Annotated in this window: 18 protein-coding genes; 11 read left to right on the forward strand and 7 right to left on the reverse strand. The window is 70.5% G+C overall.

The window, feature by feature from the left end:
• Positions 1-4: 4 nt before the first annotated feature.
• Positions 5-346, forward strand: a complete 342-nt coding sequence (locus CBM2586_RS07675; RefSeq protein ID WP_115687160.1) for a cupin domain-containing protein — start codon at positions 5-7, stop codon at positions 344-346.
• A 133-nt stretch (positions 347-479) separates the two neighbouring features.
• On the opposite strand, the gene CBM2586_RS07680 is transcribed toward CBM2586_RS07675, so the two are convergent.
• From CBM2586_RS07680 to CBM2586_RS07695, 4 genes are read right to left on the reverse strand one after another with little or no spacing between them, the layout of a single operon-like run.
• Positions 480-1,082 (reverse strand): peroxidase-related enzyme, encoded by a 603-nt coding sequence (locus CBM2586_RS07680; RefSeq protein WP_115687161.1) that lies wholly within the window; start codon positions 1,080-1,082, stop codon positions 480-482.
• Complete coding sequence (locus tag CBM2586_RS07685; RefSeq protein ID WP_115687162.1) at positions 1,079-1,612, reverse strand: CMD domain protein; 534 nt, start codon at positions 1,610-1,612, stop codon at positions 1,079-1,081. The genes CBM2586_RS07680 and CBM2586_RS07685 overlap by 4 nt, the downstream gene beginning before the upstream one ends.
• A gap of 34 nt (positions 1,613-1,646) precedes the next feature.
• Complete coding sequence (locus tag CBM2586_RS07690; protein WP_115687163.1) at positions 1,647-3,110, reverse strand: FAD-dependent oxidoreductase; 1,464 nt, start codon at positions 3,108-3,110, stop codon at positions 1,647-1,649.
• Positions 3,103-4,131 carry a LysR family transcriptional regulator gene (locus CBM2586_RS07695; protein WP_115687164.1) on the reverse strand — a complete coding sequence of 343 codons (1,029 nt, stop codon included), beginning with the start codon at positions 4,129-4,131 and terminating at the stop codon, positions 3,103-3,105. Before CBM2586_RS07695 ends, CBM2586_RS07690 begins: the two co-directional genes overlap by 8 nt.
• Positions 4,132-4,349: 218 nt before the next feature.
• Here CBM2586_RS07695 and CBM2586_RS07700 point away from each other — a divergent pair, with 218 nt between their 5' ends.
• Entirely contained in the window at positions 4,350-5,828 is a 1,479-nt protein-coding gene (locus CBM2586_RS07700) for a glycine betaine ABC transporter substrate-binding protein (protein ID WP_115688682.1), read from the forward strand.
• Here the strand turns inward: CBM2586_RS07700 and CBM2586_RS07705 are convergent.
• A complete protein-coding gene (locus tag CBM2586_RS07705; protein WP_115662150.1) occupies positions 5,825-7,240 on the reverse strand; it encodes a PLP-dependent aminotransferase family protein in 1,416 nt (471 codons plus the stop codon). The genes CBM2586_RS07700 and CBM2586_RS07705 overlap by 4 nt on opposite strands.
• Positions 7,241-7,396: 156 nt before the next feature.
• On the opposite strand from CBM2586_RS07705, the gene CBM2586_RS07710 reads away from it, so the two are divergent.
• The 3 genes from CBM2586_RS07710 to CBM2586_RS07720 are packed head-to-tail and all read left to right on the forward strand — an operon-like array spanning position 7,397 to position 10,782.
• Complete coding sequence (locus tag CBM2586_RS07710) at positions 7,397-7,582, forward strand: DUF2970 domain-containing protein (RefSeq protein ID WP_115662149.1); 186 nt, start codon at positions 7,397-7,399, stop codon at positions 7,580-7,582.
• A gap of 13 nt (positions 7,583-7,595) precedes the next feature.
• A complete protein-coding gene (locus CBM2586_RS07715; RefSeq protein ID WP_115687165.1) occupies positions 7,596-8,924 on the forward strand; it encodes a cytochrome c in 1,329 nt (442 codons plus the stop codon).
• A 7-nt stretch (positions 8,925-8,931) separates the two neighbouring features.
• Complete coding sequence (locus tag CBM2586_RS07720; RefSeq protein WP_115687166.1) at positions 8,932-10,782, forward strand: NAD(P)/FAD-dependent oxidoreductase; 1,851 nt, start codon at positions 8,932-8,934, stop codon at positions 10,780-10,782.
• Between the two features lie 6 nt (positions 10,783-10,788).
• Here the strand turns inward: CBM2586_RS07720 and CBM2586_RS07725 are convergent, their stop codons facing one another.
• Together CBM2586_RS07725 and CBM2586_RS07730 are read right to left on the reverse strand one after the other, a co-directional pair.
• Entirely contained in the window at positions 10,789-11,691 is a 903-nt protein-coding gene (locus tag CBM2586_RS07725; RefSeq protein WP_115662146.1) for an acyltransferase, read from the reverse strand.
• A 205-nt stretch (positions 11,692-11,896) separates the two neighbouring features.
• Positions 11,897-12,853, reverse strand: coding sequence for a SphA family protein (locus CBM2586_RS07730; protein ID WP_115688684.1), 957 nt, complete (start codon positions 12,851-12,853; stop codon positions 11,897-11,899).
• A gap of 220 nt (positions 12,854-13,073) precedes the next feature.
• On the opposite strand from CBM2586_RS07730, the gene CBM2586_RS07735 reads away from it, so the two are divergent.
• The 6 genes from CBM2586_RS07735 (at position 13,074) to CBM2586_RS07760 (ending at position 22,202) form a co-directional block, all read left to right on the forward strand.
• Positions 13,074-14,222 carry a BamA/TamA family outer membrane protein gene (locus CBM2586_RS07735; protein ID WP_115663753.1) on the forward strand — a complete coding sequence of 383 codons (1,149 nt, stop codon included), beginning with the start codon at positions 13,074-13,076 and terminating at the stop codon, positions 14,220-14,222.
• A 135-nt stretch (positions 14,223-14,357) separates the two neighbouring features.
• Entirely contained in the window at positions 14,358-15,602 is a 1,245-nt protein-coding gene (locus tag CBM2586_RS07740; protein ID WP_240987902.1) for a formylglycine-generating enzyme family protein, read from the forward strand.
• 56 nt (positions 15,603-15,658) lie between these two features.
• Entirely contained in the window at positions 15,659-16,732 is a 1,074-nt protein-coding gene (locus CBM2586_RS07745) for an HAD family hydrolase (RefSeq protein ID WP_115662144.1), read from the forward strand.
• Between the two features lie 54 nt (positions 16,733-16,786).
• Positions 16,787-18,544 carry an arylsulfatase gene (locus tag CBM2586_RS07750; RefSeq protein ID WP_231942478.1) on the forward strand — a complete coding sequence of 586 codons (1,758 nt, stop codon included), beginning with the start codon at positions 16,787-16,789 and terminating at the stop codon, positions 18,542-18,544.
• A 68-nt stretch (positions 18,545-18,612) separates the two neighbouring features.
• Positions 18,613-21,231 carry a fused MFS/spermidine synthase gene (locus CBM2586_RS07755; RefSeq protein WP_115687168.1) on the forward strand — a complete coding sequence of 873 codons (2,619 nt, stop codon included), beginning with the start codon at positions 18,613-18,615 and terminating at the stop codon, positions 21,229-21,231.
• Positions 21,228-22,202: an AAA family ATPase gene (locus CBM2586_RS07760; RefSeq protein ID WP_115687169.1), complete on the forward strand. Its 975-nt coding sequence runs from the start codon at positions 21,228-21,230 to the stop codon at positions 22,200-22,202. Before CBM2586_RS07755 ends, CBM2586_RS07760 begins: the two co-directional genes overlap by 4 nt.
• Positions 22,203-22,211: the final 9 nt, after the last annotated feature.

Consider the following 22,211-nt stretch of genomic DNA (forward strand, 5'->3'; position numbering starts at 1 on the left):
GGTGATGGCGCTCGAGCATGGAAGCTTGCTGGCCGACGTGCCGGTGAACCTGGCGGAGGAAGTGTTCGAGCCGCTGCTGGCGCGGCCTGGGCTGAAGATCGAGCGGATCGTCTCCAACGGGCAGGTCACTCCGGAAGGATTCTGGTACGACAGCGCCCAAGCCGAATGGGTGTTGCTGGTCAGCGGCAGTGCTGCGCTGGAGATCGAGGGTAAGGAAGGCCGGCATGTGATGCGGCCCGGCGACTGGCTGCACTTGCCCGCGCAATGCCGGCATCGCGTGGCGTGGACTGACGAAGGGCAGCCGACGGTCTGGCTGGCGGTGCATTATGGGAGTGGCGAAGGCTAGGAGCAGTGCAGGCTCGCGCTCGCAGATGCGCGTCAGAACCGCGTTAGAAGCGCGCATCGGGCTTGCGATGCGCGGCTGTCTGCTCCCCTCTCCCGCTTGCGGGAGAGGGGAATGCGTGGGATCGTGGCCTTGGTCAAGCGACCGCCACCTGCTCCTGCGGAAACACCGGCTCCCCAAGATTCAGCATCAACCGGTTCGCCCACGCAAAGATGGCAATCGAGTGGATCAGGTCCAGGATCTCCCCATCGCTCAAACCGGCCTCGCGCAGCGGCTTGAGCTGTTCGGCGGTGACTTCGGCCGGCCGCTCGGTCAGTTCCGCCGAGAACCTGGCGATGGCGCGTTCGCGCGCGGAGGTGCCGGCGCTGTAGGGATCGTCGAAGACCTGGCGGATCACGTCGTTGCGCTTGGCCAGCTGTTCGAAGCGCTGGGCATGGACCGAGGCGCAGTAGACGCAGCCATTGATGCGCGACACGACCGTGGTCGACAGCTCGCGTTCGGCGCGCGGCATGCCGCCGGGCGCGTACATGATGGCGTTGAAGGCGGTCGAGCGCTGGCGCAGGATCTCGGGCTGGTGGACCAGGAAGCGGTAGTAGTCCTGCACCTTGGCCTTGGGGTGGCTTTCCTCGAGCACGGCGATCTGCTCGGGCGTGGCCTGGTCGAGGTCGACCACGTCCAGCCATGCCTTCCAGTCGAGCACTTCGTTGGTGAAGCCGTGGGATTTGATGATTTCGCTCATGCCTGCGCTCCTGCGGCGTCGTTCAGGGATTTCAAGGCGTCGATGCCGGCCACCAGCCGCACCTGGTACGACAGGAACGCAATCAGTTGCGCCAGCGTGACCACGGCAGGCGTGCTCAGGCCCGCGGCCGGCAGCGCCTGCAGCGCGTGCTTGTCGCCTTCGACCGGTTTTTCGATCAGCTTGCGGGTGAATTCAAGCATGGCGCGCAGACGCGGCTCGGCGATGTCCGTGGGGGCGCCTTCGGCGGCGGCGCGAACCTGGCCGGCGTCGGCGCCGAGCTGTTCGAGCCGGCCCCGGTAGTGGGCGGTCAGCGCCGGCGACGGCGTCAGCCGGGCGGCGTACAGCGCCACCAGCAGCCGTTCCGGCAGCGACACGCCGGGCAGATCGGGGTCGAACAGCGCGTCGTAGCTGCCCTGGGTGGCGGCGACGACCTTGTCGCGCTGGTGCCGCAAGGCGTGGGTGGCGCTGCCCGGCGCGAGGCCGGTGAGCTGGTCGATCAGGTCGACCGGGGAAGTCGGGGGCTGGGTCATCGGAGGCTCTTTTCTGGGTTGGATCGGGGTGGCTTCAGGCCTTGGCGGTGCGCAGCGCCGGCGGCGGCGCCGGCGCCCATTCGTCGCCGAAGACTTCGGGCTCGGCATAGGCCTGCAGCGCGGCGTAGTGCAGTTCGATGTCTTCCTGGTACAGCCGCGCGGCAATGCCCTGGCCGAGCCGGCGCGCGCCATCGCTGATCGCCGGGATGTCGCCGGACACGGTGCCGTGCGACAGCGCTGCCGGATAGCAGAAGCAGTGGATGCGCGTCAGGCCGGGGCAGGCGCCGGGCGTCTTTTCCTGGAATTCGAAGGCTTCGCCGAGATCGGGCGAATCGGACAGCTCCCGGTCTTCCTGGCCAGCGGGCGGCGCATGGCGGTCGCGCCAGAAGCGGATATGCGGGGCGAAGGCGGCGAACTCCGGCCGTGTTTCCAGCGCGATGCGGAAGCCCGTGGAGAAGATCAGGAAGTCCAGCTCGAACTCGCCCTGCGGGGTGCGCACGCGCAGCACGTCGCCCTGCGCCTCGATCGCTTCCAGCGCCGCGCCCAGGTTGAAGTGGGCGTTGGCATGGCGTGACACGCGCAGGGTGCTGCCGCGCGGCGGCGGCACCTGCTGGCTGTTGATGTAATGGCGCAGGCGCCATTTCCACGCGTCCGGCAGGCCGTAGTGGCCGAAGGTCAGGCCCGGGTTCCCGGCGCCCTTGCTCTTGTTGACGCGCGGAATGTCGGTGCGGCGGATCAGCATCTCGACGCTGGCGGCACCGGCCTCCAGCGCGGTCGCGGCGCTGTCCATGGCCGAGGCGCCGGCGCCGACCACGCCCACGCGCTTGCCGCGCAGCGCGGCGTAATCCATCTGGTCCGACGAATGGGCCCACAGGTGGCGCGGCAGCGCGGCCGCCAGCGGCGGCACGTAGGCGCCGCCGAGGCCGTCGCGGCCGGTGGCCAGCACCACGCGGCGCGCCAGTACCGTGTCCGGGCCGGCGGGGGTCCGCATCGACAGCGCCACCAGCCCGTCGGCGCGCGGCACGATGCGCTCGACCTGGTGCTGGTTGCGGATATCCAGCGCCAGCACCTGGCGGTACCAGCGCAGGTAGTCCATCCACTGCAGGCGCGGGATCTTGTCCAGCGCCTGCCAGGCGGCCTCGCCGAACTGGGCTTCGAACCAGGCGCGGAAGGTCAGGGCCGGCAGGCCCAGCGCGGGTCCGGTCAGCTGCTTGGGCGAGCGCAGCGTCTCCATGCGCGCGGTGGTCGCCCACGGGCCTTCATAGCCCGCCGGGGCACGGTCGAAGGCGCGCACGCGCACGCCCAGGTGGGTCAGCGTGGCGCTGGCCGCCAGGCCGGCCATGCCGCCGCCGATCACGGCGACGTCGAGCACCTGCTGGCCGTCGACGCTGCGCGGCATGGTCCAGGCCTTGGCGGGCAGCTCCAGCCAGGACAGGTCCTGGCGCAGCCGGGCTTCGAGGGCGGCCAGGCCCGCGGTCGCAACGGTGGGGTCAGTCATGGCTTGTCAGTCCGGAATCTTGGGTTGGGTGGTCCGTGGCATCGCCGGCATCATCCGGGCCGCCCGCGTCGCCATAGAGCGATTGCAGCAGCGCGCCGTGCTCGGCCGGCTCGCGCCGCACCAGGTCGGGCAGCAGCGCGGCGGCCGCGTCGGCCACCGCCTGCACCAGCCCCTGTACCGCGGCGCTGGCAGGGCGTGCCTGCGGCGTGATCGCCCCGAAAAAGAAAGGAATATCGGCATCGACGGGCCGCACCGCGATATCGGTCAGCGGCAGCCCGCGCGCGGTCACCGGCTCCAGCAGGGCGATGCCCAGCCCCGCGCGCACCAGCGTCAGGGCACTGATCGAGGTGTTGGTGTCGATCACGCCGGCCGCCGGCACGCCGGCGCCGGCCAGCGCGCGGTCGACGCGGCGGCGCAGCCGGTAGGGGTTGTGCATGGTGATTAGGCGGCGGCCGCGGCAGTCCTGCAAGGTGAGCGCGGGCTGCGCCGCGAGCGGATCGTCGGCGCGCAGCGCGGCCACGCAGGCGGACTGGCCGATCCAGTGCACGGTCACGCCGCGGTGCTCCAGCGGCAGGCTGTTCAGGCCGATGTCGGCGGCGCCGGTCAGCACCGCGTGCACCACCTGCTCCGGCGACTGGCTCTGCACCGCCACGCGCTCCGGCGCGCACAGCCCGCGCGCGAACGCCAGCACCAGCGCCGGCGGCAGCAGGCCCGCGGCCAGCGCCGGGGTGGCGGCAATGCGCAGGGGCCTGCCATCGCCACGCGCCAGCGCGGCGGCGCGGGCGCGGATCCGCTGCATGCCCGCCAGCGTCTGCTCGACTTCGTCGTAGAGCAGGAAGCCCTGTTCGGTCGGGCTCACGCGCGGGCCGCTGCGGGTGAAGAGCGCGAAGCCGAGTTCCGCTTCCAGTTCCTGGATCAGTCGCGTGATCGCCGGCTGCGAGCGGCCGAGCAGCCGCCCGGCGGCGGTGACGCTACCGGTGGTGACGACTGCGGCGAAGGCTTCCAGCTGCCGGATTTCCATGAGTCGCGCCGGGTATGGCGTTGTATATCGAAACTGGATTCTGGGGCTTTCAGCATGCGAAATGCAAATACTATTTCGGGATAAGTTCATGCGGCAGCTATGATGTAGCGATGCCGGGCGCACACCGGCGCCACATCGGGATGGACGTGTTGGCCGGGATTCGTGGAAATCAGGCAAGCGGGAGGTCGTGGCAGCGGCTGGGGATCGCCGTGGCCTGGGTGCTGGCTGCGGCACTCGCGGCGAGCCTTCCGGCCGGCGCGGCCGAACCGCTGCGCGTCGGTTCCAAGCGCTTTACCGAGTCGTACATCCTCGGCGAACTGCTGAGCCAGGCCGCGGGGCCGCCCGGCACGGCGCAACACCAGCCCGGGCTGGGCAACACCGCGATCGTGTTCGCGGCGCTGCAGGCCGGCAGCATCGATCTCTACCCCGACTACACCGGCACGCTTGCCGCCGAAATCCTCAAGCTGCCGCCCGGCGCCGGGCTCGACCAGATCCGGCGGGCGCTGGCGCCGATGGGACTGGGCGCGGCGATTCCGCTGGGATTCGAGAACACCTATGCGCTGGCCGTGTCCGAGGCCCGCGCGGGTGCGTTGGCGCAGTTGAGCGACCTCGCCGCGCAGCCAGGGCTAAGGCTCGGGCTGTCGCACGAGTTCCTGGGCCGCGCCGACGGCTGGCCCGGGCTGGCCCGCCGCTATGGCCTGCCGCAACGCCCGCTCGGGCTCGACCACGGCGTCGCCTACGAGGCCCTGGCGGCAGGGCAGGTCGACGCCATCGACATCTATTCCACCGACGCCAAGATCCGCAAGTACCGGCTGCGCGTGCTGGCTGACGACCGGCATTACTTCCCGCGCTACGACGCCGTGGTGGTGTACCGGCTCGACCTGCCGCAGCGCTTCCCGCAGGCCTGGCAGGCACTGCAACGGCTGACCGGACGCGTCAGCGCCGACGACATGATCGCCATGAACGCGGCGGCGGAGCTCGATGGCCAGCCGTTCGCCGCGATCGCGCGCGCCTTCCTGGACGGCGCCGGGGCGCCGGCAACGCATGCCGCCGACGCAGGGCGCGGCCGGCTGCTGGCGGCGCTCTTCGGCCCCGACACCGTGCGCCTGGCGCGGCGCCATGTCGGGCTGGTGGCGGGCGCGGTCGGTGCCGCGACCCTGGTGGGCGTGCCGCTGGGGATGCTGGCGGCGCGGCGGCGCCGCACCGGCCACGCGGTGCTGGGCGCGGTCAGCGTGCTGCAGACGGTGCCGTCGCTGGCACTGCTGGCGATGCTGATCCCGCTGCTGGGCCGCATCGGCGTGTGGCCGGCGATGGTGGCGCTGTTTCTCTATGCGCTGCTGCCGATCGTGCGCAATACCGCCACCGGGCTGGAGCAGGTGCCGCAGGGCATGCGCGACGCGGCGCGCGCGCTGGGGCTGCGCGGCGCCCAGGTGCTGCGCTACGTGGAGCTGCCGCTGGCCTTGCCGGTGCTGCTGGCCGGCGTCAAGACCGCGGCCATCATCAGCGTCGGCACGGCCACCATCGCGGCGTTCGTCGGCGCGGGCGGTTTCGGCGAGCGCATCGCCACCGGGCTGGCGCTGAACGACACCACGCTGCTGCTCGCCGGCGCGATCCCGGCGGCGGTGCTGGCGCTGGCGGTGCAGGCCGGCTTCGAGGCGCTGGAGTGGGCGCTGCGCCGCCGGCGCGACGCGCGCTAGCCGGACTGCTGCGCGATCAGGCGCCCCAGCGTGGCCACCGCGGCCTCGGCCTCGCCGTTCCACAGGTGGCCGTAGTTGAGCCGGATGCAGTTGCGGTAGCCTTGCCTGGCCGAGAAGATCGGGCCCGGCGCGATGCCGATGCCGGCGGCCAGCGCGGCATGGTGCAAGGCCAGTGCGTCGAAGCCGGCGGCAAACTCGACCCACAGGAAGTAACCGCCCTCGGGCCGCGACACCCGCACCTCTTCCGGGAAGTGCTGGCCGATCGCGTCTATCATGCGGCCCTGCTGCATCTCCAGCACGTGGCGCAGCTTGCGCAGGTGCTTGTCGTAGCCGCCATGCTGGAGGTATTCGGCCAGCGCTACCTGCGCGGGCACGCCGGCCGACAGCGTGGTCATCAGCTTGAGCCGCTGGATCGCCTCGCCAAAGCGGCCCGGCGCGACCCAGCCGATGCGGAACCCCGGCGCCAGGGTCTTGGAGAACGAGCTGCAATGCATCACCAGGCCGTGCGTATCGAAGGCCTTGGCCGGCAGCGGGCAGCGGTTGCCGAAGTAGAGCTCGCCATAGACGTCGTCCTCGATCAGCGGCACCTGGTGGCGCGCCAGCAAGGCCACCAGCGCCTTCTTCTTGTCCTCCGACATGCTGGCGCCGAGCGGATTCTGGAACTGCGTCATGAACCAGCATGCCCTGACCGGGTGACGCGACAGCGCCGTGTCGAGCGCGCCCAGGTCGATGCCTTCGGCGGGATCGACCGGGATCTCGACGGCCTTGAGCCGCAGCCGCTCCAGCGCCTGCAGCGAGGCATAGAAGCCGGGCGATTCGATCGCGACCACGTCGCCCGGCTGCGTCACCGCCATCAGGCACAGGTTCAGCGCCTCGAGCGCGCCGTTGGTAACGACCAGGTCTTCGGCCGGCTGCGGCACGCCCGCACCCAGGTAGCGCAGCGCGATCTGGCGGCGCAGCGCGGCATTGCCGGGCGGCAGGTCATTGACCGAGTACCACGGGTCGAGCGCGCGGCCGGCGCGCGCCAGCGACTTGCCCAGCCGCTCCCACGGGAACAGCTCGGGCGAAGGGAAGGCCGAGCCGAACTGCACCAGCTCGCGGTCGCGCGCGCCTTCGAGCACGGCGAACACCAGCTTGGAGATGTCCACCTGCGTCGACACCTGCCGCGACGGGCGCGCCTGCGGCTGCGGCAGCTCGCGCCGCGCCGGCCCCGCCACGTAGTAGCCGGAGCGCTCGCGCGCCCGCACCAGCCCGCGCTCTTCCAGCCGGTAATAGGCCTGGAACGCGGTCGACGGGCTGACGCCGTACTGGGCCACGGTCTTGCGGATCGACGGCAGGCGCGTGCCGGGGGGCAGGCTGCCGTTGCGGATATCGGCGGCCAGGGTTTCGGCCAGGGCTTCGTACCGTTTCATGGTGGGGGCAGGGCGGCGGCGGTCAGGGGATTATCACCCGGGCGCAACCAACTGATACGTAATTTTTCCAGTTATCTGATGCTGGTATGGCAGGCGGCGCCGGACCATAATCGGCCTCTCGACCCGATACCCGTTGCCGTTGCGCCAGGAGATGCCATGACCCCGTTGAGGCTGTTGCGGACCGTGCTGTGGGGCTTCTTTGGCCTGCGCCAGGGCAGCGAGCACCAGCGCGACCTGGACCACCTGCGCCCGGTGCCGCTGATCGCGACCGGCGTGGCCGTCGCCGCCGCACTGGTGGCCTGCCTGGTGCTGGCGGCCAACTGGGCCGTGTCGGCGGCATGACCTGACTGCACCCATGCGCTTTCCTTTTCACGGGCCCGGCCTCGCTGTGTCCCGCGCGTTGCGCCGGCTGGCCGGCATGGCGCTGGCGCTACTGCTGACCGCGGGCCTGGCGCAGGCCGCCGCCGGCGACGCGCAGCAGTTCGAGCGCGGCCGCTACCTGGCCCGCATCGCCAACTGCGCCGCCTGCCATACCAGCGCCGGCGGCAAGCCCTTTGCCGGCGGGCTGCCGATCCGCACCGCGGTCGGCACGCTCTATTCGACCAATATCACGCCTGATGCCGGCAGCGGCATCGGCGCCTACACCCTGGCCGAGTTCGACCGTGCCGTGCGCCACGGCGTGGCGCGCGACGGCAAGCGCCTGTATCCGGCCATGCCGTACCCGTCGTATGCGCGCATGCAAGGCGACGACGTGGCGGCACTGTACGCCTACCTGCGCGCCGAGGTGGCGCCGGTGGCGCAGCGCAACCCCGCGCCGCAGATGCGCTGGCCGTTCGGCATGCGCAGCCTGCTGGCGGTGTGGAATGTGCTGTTCCTCGATGACGACCCGGTCCGCACCGACCCGGCGCGCGATGCCGCCTGGAACCGCGGTGCCTACCTGGTGCAGGCGGTGGCGCACTGCGGCGCCTGCCATACCCCGCGCGGCACGCTGTTCGCCGAGAAGGGCCTGGACCAGCGCAGCCGCCATTTCCTGTCCGGGGCCAGCGTGGAGGGATGGTCCGCCACCAACCTGACCGGCGACCAGGTCACCGGGCTGGGTGCCTGGTCGCGCGCGGACATCGCCGAGTTCCTGCGCACCGGGCGCAATGCGCACGCCACCTCGTTCGGCCCGATGTCGACGGTGGTGTCCACCGCCACCCAGTACATGAGCCCGGCCGACCTCGACGCGGTCGCGGCCTACCTCAAGTCGCTGCCCGGCGCGCGCGGCGAAGACAAGCCGTTCCGGCACGATCCCGCCACCGCGCAGCAGCTGCGCCAGGGCCGCTTCGACCTGCCGGGCGCGCGCCAGTACGCGGTGTTCTGCATGCCTTGCCATGGTGCCGATGGCAAGGGCTTCGCCCGCGTCTTCCCGCCGCTGGCCGGCAACCCCACGGTGGCCGATCCGGATCCGGCCTCGCTGGTCAACCTGCTGCTCGACGGCGCCGTGACCGCTCGGGTCGCCACCGCGCCCTCGGACTACCACATGCCCGGCTATGGCTGGACCCTGGACGACCAGGAGCTGGCCAACGTGCTGAGCTTTATCCGCGGCAGCTGGGGCAACCGCGCCGCGCCGGTGACGGAGGCCGACGTGGCCGCGCGGCGCCGGGCGCTGGCCGCGCAGCGCCAGGCCGACGCCCAACCATGAGCCGCCGATGACGATCACCCGAAGAGACTTCCTCAATGGCACCGCGCTGGCGATTGCCGCGGGACTGGCGCCGGCGCAGGTGCTGCACGCGCAGCCGCGCGCGGGCGCGCCGTCCGCTGCGTACCCGCCGGCGCTGACCGGGCTGCGCGGCAACCATCCGGGCACCTACACGCTGGCCCACAGCCTGGCGCGCGAAGGCGCGAAGTACCCCGCGGTGCTGGCGCGCGAAGCGTTCGACCTGGTGGTGGTAGGCGGCGGCCTCAGCGGCCTGGCGGCGGCGTGGTTCTACCGCCGCCGCTTCGGCGCCAACCGCCGCATCATGATCCTCGACAACCACGACGATTTCGGCGGCCACGCCAAGCGCAACGAGTTCACGGTGCGCGGCAAGCGGCTGGTGACCTATGGCGGCAGCGCCGAGATGCCGGCAAGCGCCGCCGGCGACGCCGCGGTGCGCGAGCTGCTGGCCGGGCTCGGGCTCGATGCCGCGCAGCCGCCCGCGGCCGTGGCCGCGGACCCGTATGCCGCACTCGGCATGGGCCGCGCGGTGTTCTTCGATGCCGAGCACTTCGGGCGCGACCAGTGGGTGGCGGGCGACCCCTTCGGCGAAGCGATCGATGCCCGCAGCAGCCAGCGCGTGGGCGGTCCGGGCGCGGCGGCGCTGTCGCGCTTCCTGGAGCGCGCGCCATTGCCCGCGGCGGACCGCGCCGCGCTGGCGCGGCTGGCCGCCGGCACCACCGATTATCTGCCGGCGCTGTCGGGCGCCGAACGCAGCGCGGCGCTGCGTACCATGCGCTACGCCGCCTTCCTGCGCGACCACGCCGGCATCGGCCTGGCCGGGCAGCGCTTCCTGCGCAGCCGCAGCGTCGATGCCTACGCGCTCGATGCCGACGGCATCTCGGTGGCCGACGCCATCGCCATCGGCCTGCCTGCAGGCGCCAACATGCCGGCGCCGGCGGACCATGCGCGATTGGGCAAGTCGCCCGCTTCGCGGCTGTGGTTTGCCGATGGCAATGCCTCGCTGGCGCGGCTGCTGGTGCAGAGCCTGATCCCGGGAGTGGCGCGCGTGGCCGCGCCGGCGCAGGTGGCATCGGCAGCGTTCGACTACAGCCGGCTGGATCGCGAAGGGCAGCCGGTGCGCCTGCGCCTGAACAGCACCGCGATCGCGGTCGAGCCCGACGGCCCGATCACGCGCGTCACCTATGGCTTCAGCGGCGACCTGCATCGGGTCGAGGCGCGCCACGTGGTGCTGGCCGGCTACAACATGATGATCCCCTACCTGCTGCCGTCGCTGCCGGCGCAGCAGAAGGCCATGCTGCACAACGAGGCCAAGGCGCCGCTGGTCTATACCAAGGTGGCGCTGGACCACTGGCAGGCGTTTGCCGCGCTGCGCACGCGCCGCATCCATGCGCCCGCCATGCCCTACACCGATCTCTGGCTGGAGCCGCCCGCGGGCCGGGAACCCTCCGACCCGGCGGTGCTGCACATGCTCTACGTGCCGACCGTGCCCGACAGCGGCATGCCCGCGCGCGACCGCTTCCGCGCCGGCCGCGCCTTGCTGCTGGGCACGCCGTTCGATGCGATGGAGCGCGACATCCGCACGCAGCTCGACCGCATGCTGGGACACCAGGGCTTTGCCTCGAAGGATGTGATCCGCGCCATCACCGTCAACCGCTGGGCGCACGGCTACAGCTACATGCCCGACAGCCTGGCCGGCGAGAACGTCGCGCCCGAGGCAGCGTGGCCCGGGCTGGCCGGCGTCGGCAACATCAGCATAGCCAACAGCGACAACGCCGGCAGCCCTTCGCTGACGGCCGCGGTGGCGCAGGGCAAGCGCGCGATCGAGCGGCTGCCCGGCTAGCCCGGCTCAGCCGTGGCGCGGCGGCGTCAGCGCCTCGATCTCCGCGTCCTTGGCCTCCCACTGGCGTGCCAGCCAGTGGTGGAATTCGGTGCGGAAGGCCTTGTCGCTGCCGTAGTCGGCGTCGCAGAAGGACGGCGGCACCGGCAGCTGGCGCATGCGCACCAGCACCGGGCCCGCGCGCCCGCAGGCCAGGTCCCAGAAGCCCGGCGCGCCTTCCGGATAGACGATGGTGACATCGATCAGCGAGCGGAACTTGTTGCCCATCGCGTTCAGCGCCACCGCCAGGCCACCGGCCTTGGGCTTGAGCAGGTGGCGGTAGGGCGAATCCTGCGCGGCGTGCTTGGCCGCGGTAAAGCGCGTGCCTTCGGCAAACACCATCACGCTGGTCGGCACCAGCGAAAACTTCGCGCAGGCGCGCCGGGCGGTCTCCTGGTCCTGGCGCCGCAAGGCCGGGTTGCGGCGCAGCTCGGCCTTGCCGTGGCGCTTCATGAACGGGAAATCCAGCGCCCACCAGGCCAGGCCGATCACCGGCACATAGATCAGCTGCTGCTTGAGGAAGAACTTCAGCAGCGGGATGCGGCGGTTCAGCGCCCGTTGCAGCACGAAGATGTCGGCCCACGACTGGTGGTTGCAGTTGACCAGGTACCAGTCGGCATAGCGCAGGCCCTGGTTGCCGCGAATGTCCCAGGGCTCGCGCTGGATCCACGCGAACCAGCCGGTGTTGCCGGAGATCCAGGCGGTGGCGATGCCATTGAGCAGCGGGTCGATGCGGCGCCCGGCCGCGGCGAACGGCAGCGCCAGCTTCAGCAGCGCCAGCGGAAACAGCAGCGCGCACCAGAACAGCGTGCTGGCGATCAGCAGGGTCCAGCTCAGGATGCCGGTGACAAAGGCGAAGCGGCCGCGCGGCACCGGCGCCCGGCGCCGTGGCGGCACGGCAGGAGCGGCGGAGAGGGGCTGGCTGGCGTCGGCGGAATCGGGGGCGGCGGAGGAAGCGGGGGAAGAAGAGGGCAACGTCGTCATGGGCGCCAGTTTGCGGGCAGTAAAGGAATTGGAGCTTGCGCTTGATCAACGCGGACGCTGGCTCGTGGGTATCTCAAGTTGACGCGTGATGCCTTCAGAACACCAGCGTCGCCGTGCCCATGAAGGTGTTGGTGCTCTTCAGCCGGTTCTTGCTCGCCACCGACGGCACCCAGCGCAGGCCCAGCGACAGCAGGCTTTTGGCGCCGACCTTGGTGTCGTAGGTGACGATCGGGCCCACCGCCCAGTCGTGGCCGCGGAAGCCGTTCAGGCGGTCCGCCAGCGGGCCGCTGTCGTCGCCCAGCTGCTGCGTGGTGCCGGCGATCAGGCCCACGCCGGCGCCGTTGGCAAAGCGCTTGAGCAGCATGGTGTCGAGCGTGAACAGCGGCGCGTTCTGGTAATCGGTGGCTTGGTTGCGGGTGTAGAACTGGATGCCGGCGACGGCATCGAACTCGAGCCCGTGTTCTGGGAACAGTCTGGTGTAGGCCACCTGCGGAATGAAGGTCCAGTTGTTGAGGCTGGGATTGGCCAGGGCGTTGGGGTCGTACTTGCCGGTCGGCGCCCACACGTTCAGGCTCAGCGCCACGTGTTCCGTCTTGGAAAAATGGTAGCCGGCGATGATCGGCGCGAAGGTGATGTCGAACAGGTTCGAGGCGGTGTCCTGGGTGCTGCTGCCGCTGCCGCCCACGGCAAGATTGGCCGTGACCTTGGTCCATACATAGGGCAGCGTGAAACTGGAGGCAAAGTTCCAGGCGCCGGTGTCGGTGTCCCACACTGTCATCACGGTGGCCAGGGTGAACGCGAGCTTGCCGTCGATACCCGCCGAGGCCTTGCCCGCGACCGGCACGGTGCGGCTGCCGCCGATTGAGCCGTCGAGGTAGATTTCGCCGACGTTGACGATCAGCGCAGGCTCCGGCGACACGACCCCGGCATTGGGCAGAACGCTGGTGCCGGTGACGGGACGCCCGAGGGCGCCTTCGGTGGCGTGGGCGCCGGCGCAGGCCAGCACCAGCGGTGCAGTCAAGGCAAGCCGTTGTGCGAGGGTCTTTGGCATGGGCATCGACATGAAGGACAGACCGGGCCGGGCCCGCTGCGATGAGACGTTCGGTGAAGCGAGGCGCTGCCGCCGGTTTTCGACATTGCATACTAGCAGCAAACCCCCGCGTCACTGCTGGCGCCGCAACACGAAGAAACTTTCATCACGGCATCGCAAATATTGACTTCCCAAGGCCAAAGCCGCTCGGCGATGATGCATGCCGATGAACCGTTCCGCCATGACAAGAGGCATTGCCGCGCTGGCGAGCGCACTGGCTGTGTGCTGGTGCGGTGGCGCATGGGCGCAGGCCGAGGGCGCTGCCGAAACGAAGTCGCTGTCGTTCTTCGACCCGGAAGACGGCGAGTTCGACATGAGCGACTTCCTGCTCAACCACCGCGGCGCACTGCCCGTGCCCACCATCATCACCGAGCCCGCGGTCGGCTACGGCGTGGGCCTCGGGCTGCTGTTCTTCTCGCAATCGATGGCCGATGCCGCCGCCAGCGCCAGGGCCAGCGGCAAGGGCCCGGCGCCGCCCAACATCACCGGTGTCGGCGGCGCCTATACCGAGAATGGCACCTGGGCCGCCGGCGTCGCGCATTTCCACACCTGGGACGGCGACCGCTACCGCTATCTCGGCGCGCTGGCCAAGGTCGATGCCAACCTCGACTACTACGGCTTGCGCGACCAGCCGCGTGCCTATGGGCTGCGCGGGGTGTTGCTGGTGCAGCAACTGCTGGTGCGCGTCGCCGACACCCGCTGGTACGTGGGCCCGCGCTATGTGTATTTCGATTCGACCGCGGCCTTCAAGTTTGGCGATGCCGGCGAGCTGGGCGGCTTCGACCGGAGCCAGCGCATCGGCAAGGCCGGCCTGGTGATCGACTACGACTCGCGCGACAACATCTTCTATCCCAGCCGCGGCAGCTACGCCGAACTCGAGGCGCAGTTTGCCCGCGGCGGCTTCGGCAGTACCCAGTCGTTCGACATGTATAACGCGCGCGGCTTTACCTGGCTGCCGCTGACGCGCACCGTGATCCTCGGCCTGCGTGCCGATACGCGTTTTTCCAGTGGCGACGTGCCGTTCTATGCGCAGCCGTACGTCGACCTGCGCGGCGTGCAGAAGGGGCGCTACCAGGACCGCAATGCGCTCGCGGCGGAAATGGAACTGCGCTGGGACGTGACCCCGCGCTGGTCGCTGCTGGGCTTCACCGGCGTCGGCAAGGCCTATGGGCGCTGGCACGATTTTTCCGATGCGTCGACCATCTACAGCGTCGGCGCGGGCTTTCGCTACATGATCGCGCGCAAGCTGGGCGTGTCGATCGGCCTGGATGTGGCGCACAGCAAGGGCCAGAACGCCTTTTATATCCAGGTCGGCAGCGCGTGGCGCTGAGGCGACAGCGGAATGAGAAAAAAACTTAATTCACTGCTGCCGGAAATCATAAAAAGCTCACTTCTGATCGCCGAACCCATCTGAGATCATTGTTTTCGTCGAATCGGGTGATGTTTTGTACACAGAGGCAATGGCATGGACGGACCACGGAGCGGACCACGTGACAGCGGCAATCCCGGTGCGGGCCCGGCAGCCCTCGCGGCCGAACGGCGCGGCGGCGGGCGGGCGTGGCTGCTGGCGGGCCTGCTCGGGGTCGGGCTCGCGGCCGGCCTGGGCGGCAGCTACTGGTATCTGCAGGAGCGGACCGCGGCCGCGCCAGCGATTGTCGTCGGCGATGGCAAGAACGGTCCGGCCGGCATGGTGCGCGTGCCCGGCGGCGAGTTCCTGATGGGCAGCGACAGCAAGCTGGCACAGCCCAATGAAAAGCCGGCACACAAGGTGCGCGTGCATGCGTTCTGGATGGACCAGCACCACGTCACCAACGCGGAATTCCGCAGGTTCGTCGAAGCCACCGGCTATGTCACCACCGCCGAGCGCGCGCCCGACTGGGAAACGCTGCGCGTGCAGCTGCCGCCCGGCACGCCGCGCCCGCCCGACAGCGCCATGGTCGCGGGCGGCATGGTCTTCGTCGGCACGCCGCGCCCCGTGCCGCTGCAAGACTATTCGCGCTGGTGGCGCTATGTGCCCGGCGCCGACTGGCGCCATCCGACCGGCCCCGGCAGCTCGATCGAAGGCAAGGATAACCACCCGGTGGTGCAGGTCTCGTACGAAGACGCACAGGCCTATGCCAGGTGGGCCGGCAAGCGGCTGCCGACCGAGGCGGAATGGGAGTTCGCCGCGCGCGGCGGGCTGGAGCAGGCGACCTATGCCTGGGGCGAACGGTTTGCGCCGGACGGCAGGCAGATGGCCAATGTCTGGCAGGGCCAGCAGCACCAGCCCTTCCCGGTGGTCAGCCCCAAGGCCGGCGGCGCGCTCGGCACCAGCCCGGTCGGCACCTTTCCGCCCAACGGCTACGGCCTCGCCGACATGACCGGCAACGCCTGGCAGTGGGTCGCGGACTGGTACCGGGCCGACCAGTTCCGGCGCGAAGCCGGCAAGGCGCAGCCGATCCGGAACCCGCTGGGCCCGCTGGCGTCCTGGGACCCGTCCGAGCCGGGGGTGCCGGTCAACGCGCCCAAGCGCGTCACGCGCGGCGGCTCGTTCCTGTGCAACGAGGATTTCTGCCTGAGCTACCGCCCCAGCGCACGGCGCGGCACCGACCCCTTCAACAGCATGTCGCACCTCGGCTTCCGCCTGGTGATGGACGAGGGCCGCTGGGCTGAAATGCAGCGGCGGCCAGCGGTGGCAATGGCCGCACCGACCAGCCCGGCCGCGCGCTAACGCCGCGCGCGGCATGTTTCTTTCCAGCAGGGCAACACGCGACAGGAGCGAGCAACATGACCATGGCAGCGCCTCCCGCAATCCTTGCCGGCCACACACGCAAGGCCCTCGCCGCGCTGGCGCTGGCCGGCCTGGCGCTGGCCGGCTGCTCGACCCCCGCCACCGCGCCGGCTGCGCCGGATGCGGCCGCGCAGTCGGTGCAGGACACGGCAGCGGCGCTGCCATCGTGGCGCGACGGTGCGGCCCGGCAGGCGTTGCTGAAGTTCGTTGCCGACGTGACGCGGCCCGGCTCGCCCGGCTTCGTGCCGCCCGAGGAGCGCGTGGCCGTGTTCGACAACGACGGCACGCTGTGGAGCGAGCAGCCGCTGTACTTCCAGTTCTTCTTCCTGCTCGACCAGGTCCGCGCCGCGGCGCCGCAGCACCCGGAGTGGCGCAGCAACCCGGCCTTCAAGGCGCTGATGGCCAACGACATGCAGGGCCTGATGCGCAACGAGAAGCAACTGGCGGCGCTGGTCGCCAAGGCCAACAGCGGCATGACCGTGGACGAGTACGACCGCACCATCCGCGACTGGCTGGCGAAATCCCGGCATCCCAGGTTCAACCGGCCGTACACCGAACTGGTGTACCAGCCGCAGCTGGAATTGCTGTCCTACCTGCGCGCCAATGGCTTCAAGACCTACATCGTCTCGGGCGGCACCATCGATTTCATGCGGCCGTGGAGCCAGGCCATCTACGGCATCCCGCCCGAACAGGTGATCGGCTCCTCGCAGGCGGTGCGCTACCAGGCGCGCGACGGCAAGCCGGTGCTGGTGCGCGACCCCAAGCTGGACTTCATCGATGACGGACCGGGCAAGCCGGTCGGCATCTACCGCCATATCGGCCGCCGGCCGATCCTCGCCGTGGGCAATTCCGACGGCGACCTGCAGATGCTGGAGTACACCACGGGCGGCGACGGCCCGCGCCTGGCGGTGCTGGTGCATCACGACGATGCCGAGCGCGAGTTCGCCTATGACCGCCAGTCCAAGGTGGGCAAGCTCGACAAGGCCCTCGACGCGGCCCGCGCCAGGGGCTGGACGGTGGTCAGCATGAAGCGGGACTGGCAGCAGGTCTATCCGGCCGGCAAGCCATGACCACACGTAGCAGCAGCAAACCGACCGTAACGGGTCAATGAACGGAGGCGGGACATGCTCAGAGTTGAAGAACGCATGGTCAGAGGGCGGAGTTCCAGGCTGGCGATGCTGGCCGTGGCTGCCGTGGTGGTCGCGGTGACCGGCTGCGACAAGAAGGAAACCCCGCCCAAGGCGCAGCAGCCGGCGGCGCAGGCGCCCGCCACGGCGCCGGCACCGGCCGCGGCCGCGCCGGCACCCGGCAGGGAGAATCCCCCGGTCGCCACCAGCGCACCGGTTGCGGCGGCATCCGCGCCGGCGCTGGCGGCCCCGGCGACGTCCGGCAAGAAGCCGAACATCCTGGTTATTTTCGGCGACGACGTCGGCCAGACCAACATCAGCGCCTACAGCCACGGCGTGGTGGGCTACCGGACCCCGAATATCGACCGCATCGCCCAGGAAGGGATGCTCTTCACCGACTACTACGGCGAAAACAGCTGCACCGCCGGCCGCTCCACCTTCATTACCGGTGAGGTCGGGCTGCGCACGGGCCTGCTGAAGGTCGGCGTGCCGGGTGCGCCGGTGGGCCTGCAGGCGCAAAACGTGACCATTGCCCAGGCGCTGAAGCCGCTCGGCTATGCCACCGGCCAGTTCGGCAAGAACCACCTGGGCGACCGCAACGAGTACCTGCCCACCGCACATGGCTTTGACGAGTTCTTCGGCAACCTCTATCACCTGAATGCGGAAGAGGAACCCGAGCGGCCGTACTACCCGAAGAACGACCAGGCCTGGGTCAAGGCCAACGCACCGCGCGGTGTGATCCGCTCCTTTGCCGACGGCAAGGTGGAAGACACCGGGCCGCTGAACCGCAAGCGCATGGAGACCATCGATGACGAGACCACGGCGGCGGCGATCGGCTTCATGGACAAGCAGGTGAAGGCCGACAAGCCGTTCTTCGTGTGGATGAATACCACGCGCATGCACGTGTTCACCCACGTGCGCGAGTCGATGCGAGGGCAGAGCGGCATGCCCGGCAACGAGTATGCCGACGGCATGATCGAGCACGATGGCCACGTCGGCAAGCTGCTCAAGGCGCTCGACGACCTGAAGGTGGCCGACAACACCATCGTGATCTACAGCACGGACAACGGCCCCAACCAGTTCAGCTGGCCCGATGCCGCGACCACGCCGTTCCGCAGCGAGAAGGACACCAACTGGGAAGGCGCGTTCCGGGTGCCGGCCATCATCCGCTGGCCGGGCCGCATCAAGCCCAACACCGTGTCCACCACGATGATCTCCGGGCTCGACTGGTTCCCGACGCTGCTGGCCGCGGCCGGCGATTCCGATATCAAGGAGCGCCTGCTCAAGGGCGCCAGCATCGGCGGCAAATCGTTCAAGGTGCATCTGGACGGCTACAACTTCATGCCCTACCTGACCGGGCAGACCAATACCGGGCCGCGCCAGGATTTCTTCTACTTCAACGATGACGGCGTGCTGGTGGCGATGCGCCACAACGACTGGAAGTTCGTGTTCTGCGAGCAGCGCCAGCCGGGCGGTTTCCAGGTCTGGGCGAACCCGTTCACCTGCCTGCGCGTGCCCAAGGCGTTCAACCTGCGCATGGATCCGTATGAGCGCGCGGATGTGGTCTCCGACCAGTACTACGACTGGACCGCGAAGAACGCGTACATGATCAGTTATGCGTCCTCCCGCGTGGCACCGTTCCTGCAGAGCTTCAAGGACTATCCGCCCAGCCAGCGTCCGGCGAGCTTCACCATCGACCAGATGACCGAGGCGGTGATGTCGTCGCTCGACAAGGGCGCGGCCGGCGCCAAGTAGCCGCCGGCGTGACCGGCCAGCCGGCTCCAGCTGCAGGGCTGGCTGGCCCATTCGACAGGGGTCGCACCATGGTAGAAGCGCGCGCCGGCGCAAGCTCCGGCAACGATAAGGTGCGGAACGCGACGGCCACCAACGGGCAGGGCGCCCTGGCCGCGCTGGCGCCTGCCCTGCTGCTCTTTGCCTCGGGCGCCGCGGGGCTGGTGTTCCAGGTGCTCTGGATCAGGCAGCTGGCGCTGGTGGTGGGCGTCGAGGTGCACGCCGTCACCACGGCGGTGAGCGCGTTCTTCGGCGGCCTGGCGCTGGGCGGCTGGCTGTTCGGCCGCATCGCCGACCGCCATGGTGATCCGCTCAGGCTGTATGCGTGGCTGGAAATCGCGGTGCTGGTGCTGGGCCTCGGCGCGACACTGGCACTGGCGCGGGCCGCCGCGCCGTTTGCCTGGCTGGAGGCTCGGGCGGGCCTGCTGGCGTGGGCGTTGCCGATGGTGCTGGTGATGCTGCCGGCGGCCGCCATGGGCGGCACGCTGCCAGTGCTGATGCGCGTGCTGGGGTCGCGCCCCGGCCGCGTCGGCACGCACGGCGGACGGCTCTACGCCGCCAACACCGCCGGCGCGATCGCCGGCACGCTGCTGGCCGGCTTTGTGCTGGTGCCCGGGCTTGGCGTCCTCGGCAGCGCCATTGCGGCGGGCGTGCTCAGCGGCGTCGCGGCGCTGGGCGCCTGGCTGCTGGCGCGGCGCGCAAGGCGTCCGTCCGCTGCCATCGGCGCCGACGCGGAGCGCGCTGCCGCCGACGCTGCCGAGGCTGCTGACACTGCCGCCGGCGATGTCGCCAACGGCCGGCTCGCATTGCTGCTGTATGCCGCCGCCGGCGGCATTGCGCTGGGCTACGAGGTGGTCTGGTCGCAGGCCATCGTGCAGTTCCTCAGCACGCGCACCTTCGCCTTCACCGTGGTGCTGGCGACCTACCTGGCCGGGCTGGCCAGCGGCAGCGCGCTGGCCGCGCGCCATGCCGACCGCGTGCGCGACCCGTGGGGCGCCTTCGGGCTGCTGGTGGCGGCGGCCGGGCTGGTGGCATTGCTGGAATTCGTGCTGCTGGGCGAATGGCTGCTGCACGCGCAGGGCAGCCTCTCGGCCTGGATCCAGGGCCTCACCGCGAGCCCGCTGCTGGCGGCCTGCGCGCGCTTTGCGCTGGCGGCGCTGACGGTGGTGTTCGTGCCGACGCTGCTGCTGGGCGCGGCGTTTCCGTTCGTGCTGCGCGTCAGTGTCGACAGCCGGCGCATCGGCGCGGGCGTGGGCAGCGTGGTCGCGCTCAACACGCTCGGCGGCATCGCCGGCACGGTGCTGGCCGGCTTTGTGCTGGTGCCGTACCTGGGACTGGTGCGCACGCTGTCGCTGCTGGCGGTTGCGGCGGCGGTGGTCGGCGTGGTGGCGGTGGCGCTCGGCAGCGGCGTGCGGCCCGCGGCGCGCTGGGCGGTGCCGATGCTGGGCGTGCTGGCGGTGATCGCCGCCGCGCTGGCGCCGCCGGATCGCCTCGCCATGCTGCTGGCGCGGGCGCGCGGCGGCGAACTGGTGTTCTACGAGGAAGGGCGCGGCGCCACCGTGGCGGTGGTCGAGCAGGGCTCCGCCACCAACCGCTTCCGCCGCCTCTATATCCAGGGCGTGTCCAATTCCGGCGATGCCATGACGTCGCAGCGCTATATGCGGCTGCAGGCGCTGCTGCCGCTGATCGTGCACAACGGCGCCCCGAAGTCGGCGCTGGTGATCGGCCTGGGCACCGGCATCACGGCGGGCGCGACGCTGGCGTGGCCGGGGCTGGAGCGGCGCGTGGTGGCGGAGTTGCTGCCGCCGGTGGCGCGCGCGGTGCCCAGCTTCAAGGGGAATTTCGGCGTCGCCACCGACCCGCGCGTCGAGATCCGCCTGCGCGACGGCCGCCGCGAGCTGCTGCAGAGCCCGCAGCGGTACGACCTGGTCACGCTGGAGCCACCGCCGCCATCGGCCGCCGGCGTGGCCAACCTGTATTCGACCGACTTCTACCGGCTCGCGGCAACGCGGCTGCAGCCCGGCGGGCTGGTGGCGCAGTGGCTGCCACTGCCGACGCAGAACGATGCCGATACGCGCATGCTGGTGCGCAGCTTCCTCGACGTGTTCCCGCACGCCTCGCTGTGGACCACCGAGCTGCACGAGATGCTGCTGGTCGGTTCGATGTCGCCGCTGGCGCTGGATCTGGCGCAGGTCCGCGCGCGCTTTGCGCAGCCCGAGGTCGCGGCGGCGCTGCAGGCGGTCGGCGTGCGCTCGGCGGCGGCGCTGCTGGCCACCTGGGTCACCGACCGCACCGGGCTGGACTGGTATGCGGCCGACGCCCCGGCCGTGACCGACGACCGCCCGCGCATCGAATACGCCGGCTGGGTCCGCCCGGATGCCTTCCCGGAATCGCTGTCCAGGCTGCTGTCGCTGCAAGGCGAACCGCCGCTGGCGGGCGCCGACGATGCCTTCTGGCGCGAACTGCGCCACGAGCGCGAGATCCTGCACACCTTCTACCGCGCCGGCCTCGACGCCTACCGCGGCGACCGCGAGGCCTGGGCCAGCCATATCACGCAGGCCCTGCGCGCCGATCCCGACAATCCTTACTATGCGTGGTTCGTCGGCGGCCAGGCCCGCCGCGCCCCGGCCGCGCCAAGGAACGCCCCATGAGCACACGCGACGACGTGCTGGCCCTGCAGCAGCGCATGGGCGAATCGATCGTGGGCCAGCAGCGCATGATCGAGCGCCTGCTGCTGGGCCTGCTGGCGGACGGCCACCTGCTGGTGGAAGGCCTGCCGGGGCTGGCCAAGACCCGCGCCATCAAGATGCTGGCGCGCAACCTCGATGCTCGGCTGTCGCGCATCCAGTTCACCCCGGACCTGCTGCCGGCGGACATCACCGGCTCGGAAATCTACTTCAGCGAAGGCGGCAAGGGCGAGTTCCGCTTCCAGGCCGGCCCGGTGTTCGCCAACCTGGTGCTGGCCGACGAGGTCAACCGCTCGCCGGCCAAGGTCCAGGCGGCGCTGCTGGAGGCGATGGAAGAGCGCCAGGTCACCGTCGGCGGCACCACCCACAAGCTCGAGCCGCTGTTCCTGGTGATGGCCACGCAGAACCCGATCGAGCAGGAGGGCACCTACCCGCTGCCCGAGGCGCAGATGGACCGCTTCCTGATGCATGTCAGCGTGGGCTATCCCGAAGCGCAGGCCGAGGCCGACATCGTCAGGCTGGCGCGCGCGGAAGAAGCGGGCGGCGCGGCCGCGGGCGCAACCGCGCCGGTGCGGCTGGCGCCAGCGGCCATTTTCGCCGCGCGCGCGGAAATCCATGGCATCCATGTCAGCGAGGCGGTGGAGCGCTACATCGTCGCGCTGGTGCAGGCCACGCGCGCGCCCAAGCCGGTCGACGACGATCTCGACAAGTGGATCCAGGTGGGCGTGAGCCCGCGCGGCTCGATCGGGCTGGACAAGGTGGCGCGCGCGCATGCGTGGCTGCACGGGCGCGACTTCGTCACGCCCGAGGACGTGCAGGCCGTGGTCGGCGATGTGTTCCGCCACCGGCTGATCCTGTCGTACGAGGCGCATGCCGCCGGCGTCGGCGCCGATGCCGTGATCGAGCGCCTGGTGCAGCAGGTGGCGGTGGCCTGAAAGATCCGC

The sequence above is a fragment of the Cupriavidus taiwanensis genome (assembly GCF_900250115.1).
GTDB lineage: Bacteria > Pseudomonadota > Gammaproteobacteria > Burkholderiales > Burkholderiaceae > Cupriavidus > Cupriavidus taiwanensis_B.